Below are 7,783 nucleotides of genomic sequence, written 5' to 3' on the forward strand. Positions count from 1 at the left end.
GTGATACCGACACTCCCGTGAGCAAAGCTCCGGGAGTGTTCGTGTTTCTAGCCTTTCCAATGGCTTGCCGCTCAATCCAGTTCAGGATTGTGCTCAGTTCTCCATACAGAATCGCGTCACTCTCGCCCCGGTTCGGGCCGGGAGTAAGCACGACCTTCTCGATCAGTGCCCGCAGTGCCTCGGCGGCTTCCAGCCGTTCTTCGGGATGGTTGAGGGCGTCGGTCATCCGGGCGTAGATCGCCGAAGCGCTCGGCAGCAGATGGAGGGTTCGAAAAACCGCTAGTTTTGGGTCTCTCTGTATGATTCCATTCCTCATGTCGTGATTTGGGGAATTGGCTCATGAACCAGCCGGGTTTCTTTGATGTTGAAGAGCGTTTGGCTCGCCTGAGCGGGCTTGGCGATCAGCTCGAAGCGTTTTCCCGGACTGTGGATTTTGAAGCGTTCCGCCCTGATTTGGACAAGACCCTGGCGTATTCCGATGGAAGCAAGGGCGGACGACCGCCATTTGATCCCGTTTTGATGTTCAAGATTCTGGTGATCCAGACATTGAACAATTTGTCTGATGAACGGACGGAATATCTGATCAACGACCGCATCTCCTTTATGCTCTTCCTTGGTTTGGAGCTTTCAGATCAGGTGCCGGATGCCAAAACGGTCTGACTGTTCCGCGAACGTCTGACACAGGCGGGTACGATCGATGGGCTGTTCAACCGCTTTGACGCAATCCTGCGCAACGCCGGGTATTTAACGATGTCAGGCCAGATCCGGGATGCCACACTGGTGGCTGCTCCAAAGCAGCGGAACACCAAGTATCTTCGGGAAGGACGGATCCCACAGGAGTGGCAGGACAAACCCGCAAAGCTGTCCCACAAGGACAGGCATGCACGCTGGACGCTGAAGTTCACGAAAGCAAAGCGCCAGGATGATGGGAATATGCCCGCAACAGATCTGGCCATCCCGTTCTTTGGCTACAAGTCGCATATTTCCATCAACCGAAAATTCCGGCTGATCCGTAAATGGAAGGCGACAGATGCCGCGGCCAGCGATGGTGCCAGACTACGCGAGGGCCTACTGGATAAAACCAATATGGCACCAACAGTCTGGGCTGATACAGCCTACCGCTCGAAAGCCAATGAGAACAGCAGGGATTTGTTTCGAAGGTTCACAGGAAGAAGCCTCATCTCAAACCCATGCCCCGCCATATCCAGCGGTCCAACGCCGGGAAGTCGGTGATCCGATCCCGTGTCGAGCATGTCTTTGCTGATCAGAAATCGCAGACAGGATTGTTCGTCCGAACCATAGGGATAACGCGGGCCACCATGAGGATCGGGCTGGCCAATATCGTCTACAACATGCGCCGCTTTTTCCTCCTGAAGCGGATTAACGCTGCCTCGTAGCAACCCAGAGCATGAAACCCTCGCTCTGCTCAAATCGCAGAGCGAAAATCAGGCTAAGGAACCAGAAATCAACACGTCAAAAACCTGAAATTAGGCGCAAGAGCAGTCAATCAAAGGTTTTTCGAAACCTCTATTTCCGATGATATGACGCCGCATATCGCACCACTCGGCTGAGAGCATATTTCTCTGACAGGAGACTATCGCTCAAATGCCAGTGAAGATTTCATGGAAAAGCAGGGCTTTGTCTCGAAGTTTCACAGGAAAGAAGCTGCACCTCAAACTTATGCCCAGGCATATCCAGAAATCCAACACCGGAAAGTCGGTCATTCGATCGCATGTTGATCGTGTTTTTTCTGACCAGAAGTCACAAACGGGACTGTTTATTCGAAAAATCGGCATCGTTCGAGCTACCATCAATCAACACACCACAATCCTGAAATCAAGGGCCAGACGCATTAATCAATGGTTTTTCGATCCCTCACTTTCCATAGGCTCAAGGACTGGTGGCGGTTCGCAACCCGCTATGACAGATAACCGACTGTCTTCTTCTCGACTATCTACCTCTTAGAACCATCCAAATAAGTTTATTGGAAAGTTACTTATGTGAAAAAAGTATCTTTCCATATTCATGTATGGACCTAGCTGTTTCCATAAATATACGATTTTCTGATTTTGAAAAAATTACATCGATATAAACAGGGTCTAGTGAAGGAGATATTTTTACTTCGGTGCATAAATTTTTTGATACAGCGTCTCTGACAACACACTCAGATGAAACAAAGGGGCATCCCCGCGTCATGCCTTCTTCGAAAGCGGTATGAAAAGCATCAACAATGCCTAACGCGTTGGGAAGTTTGTCGAACGCTTCTCCTGAAAATTTAATTAGGCTGCATGTGTTTCCATCCACAACATCAATAAGAGGTATTTTGCTTATCTCAATTGGTGTGTAAATCTTATTAAAGTCAACAATACTACAATTTGATGGAGAAAATATTCCGATGTTCACTATCGAAATATTTTTCAATAACATATCATGGGTTTTTTTATTTTCTCTACTGCTTCCAATAAAGATAGTAGGTTTACCTGGCTTAATGCTATTAAGGCTAGCACTGGAAGACAAATTTATCCGGATATCGAGATTTTCTTTAACATTTTTAGGTATACCGGGAATGGCAACGTTATTAAGAAGCCATTCAGTTGCTATAATATCAATTTCTAAAATACTATGAGACAAATTGAATTCAAATCTTCTAATTTCTTCTATCTTTTTTTCAATAAATTTTCCGTAAATCATAGCCTCTTGGGTTGGAAAAACTCTACCATCTATTTTTTCCATCAGTTTTATTTTCAACTGCACTTCAAGCGCTCGAATTGTTCGCGAAATGGTCGATGGATAGGTTCCTAAAGTATCGGCCGCTTTTGCAAGACTTTCTGAACGAAAAAAAACAGCAAAAACCTCACGATCACTTAAAGCCGCCTTGCGAGTTTTATCAAACACAAATTTAAACCTGTTAGCTATTTATTATCAAAATTCGAAATATCCGCTTAGCAGTCTGCCCGAGATCTGAGAACTCCTGTTCTCGAAGCATTTTTGCAAATCTCTTTGCAGAAATGCTTCGATACACAAGTGAAATCCACTGTTAATGGAAGGTTAACGCGACGAAATTGATTGGCTTATAATGAGTTTTAATTTTTGTAACGGGGTCATCACAGGTCCTTGCGCGATCTCTCGTGCAGTAGTCGTGGCGTTCTTGTGATGTCGGAAGAGCAGACACTTTCCCCAGATAAAAATACGTCGCTAGCTCCTTCTCCTTATCCCCCGGTGTTTGCGATTCCGACACAAGCCGGGCCTAAGGGAATAAGGTTCGATTTCAATGCAGGTTGCCGGGTTAAATTACCGCTTCAAGACGGTGTAACGTGGCGCATCAAGCTCCGTGATCTCGATACGGGGAACGTTCTGTTCGAGCATGGCGGCCTGACAGACGCTCTGGTGACCTCCAGTAAACGCTGGTTCGTAAGGTTCGGGATTGAAGTCTGGCAAGAGAGTACCACTTCGGAAAATCTTCCCGTCTTTACCCATCATTACGATGCGACCGGCCAGGACGTGCTGATCCAGTTTCCGATTGGAACTTTGGGCGACACGTTGGCCTGGATGCCTTATGCCGCTCGATTTGCAGAGAAGCATGGCGCTCGTCTTACTTGTGCGCTGTCAAAGCTGATCTTGCCCTTGTTTGAATCTGCTTATCCGCATATCCGCTTTGTGACGCATGAAGACGTTGTAGAGCAAAAACTGGCGGAGCGTTTTTACGCCACATACAGCTTAGGACTCTTTTTCGATGATGCCGCGTGTGACTGGCAGCCGACAGATTTCCGTTTTGTCGGGCTCCATAAGACTGCAGCGTGTATTCTCGGTGTAAATCCCGCAGAAGAACCGGCCAAAATTCAGTTCCCGGATGAGGGACGTCCTCTCGAGGAACCTTATGTCTGCATCGCGGTCCAGGCATCGTCCCAATGCAAGTACTGGAACAATCCGACTGGCTGGGCAGAGGTTATCACCTGGTTGAAAACTCAGGGATACCGTGTTGTCTGCATTGATCAGAAGCCGGTGCATGGAACCGGAATCGTCTGGAATCATATTCCACACGGGGCTGAAGATCAGACGGGAAATCGTCCTCTTGCAGAGCGTTCTCGATGGCTGAAGCACGCTGATTTCTTTATCGGAGGAAGCTCGGGACTGGCCTGGCTGGCGTGGTCAACCGGCACTCCTGTTGTGATGATTTCCGGCTTTACTCATCCAACAAACGAATTCGAAACGCCGTACCGTGTCATGAACTGGCATGTCTGCAATTCGTGCTGGAATGATCCAAAAGAGCGTTTCGATCACCACGATTTTCTGTGGTGCCCAAGGCACGCGAACACATCCCGACAGTTCGAGTGCACACGCCTGATTACGAGCGAACACGTGATCGGGAAAATAAAATCAATCCATCTTTCGGAAAAATTCAATCATGAGCAGTGCGAAAAGGCTTAAAATATGACACAGTGGGATATAAAATCTGGCGTTACTTCAAGCGGTATTGTGCTGGGAGCGAACGATGTTCTGAACGTTTCAAGCGGAGGCGTCGTTTCTTCCGCGTCGAATGTGTCTCCGAACACGGCAAACGTCGTTATTCTGTCGGGCGGTCGGATCGTTGATCTGAATATGCAGGGTGGCGGTGTTGTCTATAACAGCGGCGTTTTAAGTGGCGCAACATTAAGTTCGGTCCTCAATAATTATGGATCTGCTTATAATGTTTCCGCTTACTTTACAGTTGCGAACAGTGCCGGGGGGCTGATCAGTGGTCTAACTGTCGCTGGCACTACGTTATACGCGAATTCTGGATCAATAACGAGCGCCGTCACGCTGTCGGGTGCGCTTTCAGGTGCGGGTGCGAGTGGAACAGCGTTCACGCAGGCAATCGTTTCTGCAGGCGCAACTGTCGTCGGAGGGACCGCCATTGGCTGGGCTGACGTTTATGATGTCGGCGGCATAGTTTCTAACTATAGCTTAGTTTCTGGTGCGGGCCTGTCCATTAGTGGTGGCCAGGCCATTAATGTGTCTGCCGCGCAGAACAGCACCATTACTGCTTTTTCCGGAGGCATCGTCAGTGGCGGTCAGATGAGTGGGACCGGAGCCTATCTGTTTGCCAATTCTGGCAGTACGGTAGAAGGGGTTACCGTCACAAGCCAGGCACAGATTATTGCAGGTTCCGGATCGATAGCTGGTTCCAACACGATTGGAAGTGATGGCCATTACTTCCAGCTTGCTGGGACACTGGATGGTTCGGCAGCGAATATTTTCCTGTCTGGCGCTGATATCAAGATCACGTCTGATGGTTTGGGCAATTACGGTACGGTCCAGAATCTCAGCGTTGGCAATGGCGTTGGTCTGCGTATTCAGGACGGCGCATCCGGCTCGAACGTAACAGTCAGCGCTGGTGGAACTGAGCGCGTTTTCAATGGCGGAAGTACGTCCGGCGGCACGGTTCTGTCCGGTGGTAACCTGCTGGTTTCTTCTGCAGGCATCGCTTCTGGGACAACGATTGCCAGTGCTGGTTCCGCCACGGTCTCTGGCTCTGGTACGACCCTGGCCAATACGGTTCTTTCTGGTGGTACAGAAACGGTTCTTTCCGGCGGTACAGCTTCCAGCACAACCGTCGCAGGTTCGCTTGTCGTCAGTAGCGGTGCGACCGTAAAAGGCACAGTTGTCACGTCTGGTGGTGACGAGTACCTCCAGTCTGGCGCAGTTGTAAGTGGAACGCAGGTTCAGTTTGGTGGAACCCAGGTTGTTTCTTCTGGCGCTGCGGCTTCCGCGACGACAGTTTCGAGTGGCGGTGTTCTGGCAGTTCAAAGCGGTGGACGTGCCTCTAGTGTCTTGGTGAGCGGTGGTTCCGGGAATGTTGTTTCCGGAGGAAGTGCTTATGGAGGCATCGTTGAGAGTGGCGGTTACCTGACACTCAATGGTGGTACAGCATCGGGTGTGCTTGTTCAGAGTGGCGGCGTTCTAGAGGGCTGGGCCGGAAGCGTTATCTCTGGCGGTATGGTTGCCAATAATGCAAGTGCCTTCCTGTATTCCGGGGCCGTTGCATCCAGTGTCCATCTCTCTGGTGGTGGTATTATCGGAAATGAACCAGATACCAGCGCGGCATTGAATATTTTTAGCGGCGCCATTGCTTACAATACAGTTCTTGATCATTATGGTGCTTATACTTACCTTGATGGTGGTATCGAGTATAATACCATTGTTTCCTCTGGAACGAGTGACTACCTCCTGGCTGGGAGTTCTATCAGTGCCAATGTGCTCTCAGGAGGGCAACAGTTAGTCTCTTCTGGCGCGGTTGCGAGCGCAACAGCCGTTGCATCTGGCGGTTCTCTGGTCATTTCCACTGGTGGTGCTGCCTCGGCAGCAATTGTCAGCGGCTCCGTTTCTGTCAATGGTGGTCTTGCATCTGGTCTGACGGTAAGCGGCTCTGGCGCCACGGGTGTGGTTGCTTCTGGGGGCGTTGTCAGTGGTCTGACATTGACGTCTGCCGGAAAGTTTGTTGCGATTCAAAGCGGTACGGTCAGCGGCGGGACTGTTTCAGGCGCAGGTGCCTGGCTGTACGGAAGCTCTGGCGGTACGATTGCTGGCGTCACAGTCACCAGCGGTGGTCAGTTGAATGTCAATTCCGGTTCAACAATCGTGTCCAATACGATCGGGAATGGTGGCCAGTATTTCGAGCTTGCAGGTACTCTCGACAGTTCGACAACGAATATTTTCCAGTCTGGCGCTGATATCAAGATCACGTCTGACGGTCTGGGCAATTATGGTACGGTCCAGAACTTCAGCGTTGGCAGTGGCGTTGGTCTGCGTATTCAGGATGGTGCATCCGGCTCGAACGTAACGGTCAGCAATGGTGGAGCCGAGCGCGTCTTCAACGGCGGAAGCACGTCCGGCGGCACGGTTCTGTCCGGCGGTATAGTTTCTGTCTCAGGTGGTGGCACCGCTATTGATTTGACAGTCGGCTCCAGTGGTCAACTTCTGGCAATCTCCGGATCTGTAGGAGGAAACACGACGGTTAATTCCGGTGGCCTGCTTTCCGCAACGGCAGGTACTGTTCTCTCTGGTCACATTACAGACCAAGGTACCGTCTCTGGAGGTACGCTAGCTTCTGGTGCTTTCCTAGATGCAACGAGTGGTTCAGCAGGTAGTATTACTGTTGGCAATGGAGCTAGTGCCTTTGTTGCTGTAGGAGACCTCCGTGATACGGTTGTGCTCTCTGGCGGAACAGTCTCTGGTGGGCTAGCTGGCAGCTACAGTGGCAACACGACGATCTCCAACGGGGGCAAGCTCTTTGGCGGTGAAGTCCACGGCACACTGACAGTCTCCAGTGGGGGCACCGTTAACCAGCTCTGGGTGACATCTGGCGGCAAAGCTCAGCTTCAGTCGGGCGCTACCCTCTCAAGCAATATTACGGTCAGCGCTGCAGGGTCGCTTAATCTTGCAAGCGGTGCTGTCATGTCTGCTGCGACCGTTAGCCTTGAAAATGGTGGTCAGGCGACGATCTGGGCCAATGCTGGCGGCACGATCGTTATGAACGGCAGCACGAATACTGGCCTGGTTGTTTCTGGCCTGTCTTCTGGCGGAACACTGACAACGACAATTACCGGATTTGACGGCGCAGCCCCAAAAAATTCGGACGGTATTGAAATCGATGGCGTCAAAGCTTCTGATGTGACATCCGTGTCGTATCCGACGGCAGACCAGGTGACATTAACGCTTGCCAGCGGCAAGTCTATTACTCTGAATATCACCGGGATTGAGCATTCCGGGTATAGTTTGCAGACAGCGACAGATGGAGACCTCC

At 50.6% G+C, this 7,783-nt stretch carries 2 protein-coding genes and 4 pseudogenes; 4 read left to right on the forward strand and 2 right to left on the reverse strand.

The window, feature by feature from the left end:
• Positions 1 to 226 (reverse strand): annotated as a pseudogene (locus GCE01_RS16035) (recombinase family protein); the annotation flags it as partial.
• Between the two features lie 113 nt (positions 227 to 339).
• Between GCE01_RS16035 and GCE01_RS16040 the strand changes: the two are divergent.
• Positions 340 to 1,397 (forward strand): annotated as a pseudogene (locus GCE01_RS16040) (IS5 family transposase).
• Between the two features lie 198 nt (positions 1,398 to 1,595).
• Positions 1,596 to 1,812, forward strand: a pseudogene (locus tag GCE01_RS16045) (IS5/IS1182 family transposase); the annotation flags it as partial.
• Between the two features lie 180 nt (positions 1,813 to 1,992).
• Here GCE01_RS16045 and GCE01_RS16050 read toward each other — a convergent pair.
• On the reverse strand, positions 1,993 to 2,895 hold the full coding sequence (locus GCE01_RS16050; RefSeq protein ID WP_167386194.1) for a helix-turn-helix domain-containing protein: 903 nt from the start codon (positions 2,893 to 2,895) through the stop codon (positions 1,993 to 1,995).
• Between the two features lie 258 nt (positions 2,896 to 3,153).
• Between GCE01_RS16050 and GCE01_RS16055 the strand changes: the two genes are divergently transcribed.
• Both GCE01_RS16055 and GCE01_RS16060 read left to right on the forward strand, forming a co-directional pair.
• Positions 3,154 to 4,428: an autotransporter strand-loop-strand O-heptosyltransferase gene (locus GCE01_RS16055; protein ID WP_099213638.1), complete on the forward strand. Its 1,275-nt coding sequence runs from the start codon at positions 3,154 to 3,156 to the stop codon at positions 4,426 to 4,428.
• Positions 4,429 to 4,431: 3 nt separating this feature from the next.
• Positions 4,432 to 7,783, forward strand: a pseudogene (locus GCE01_RS16060) (hypothetical protein); the annotation flags it as partial.

The organism is Gluconobacter cerinus (assembly GCF_002723935.1).
GTDB classification, from domain to species: domain Bacteria; phylum Pseudomonadota; class Alphaproteobacteria; order Acetobacterales; family Acetobacteraceae; genus Gluconobacter; species Gluconobacter cerinus.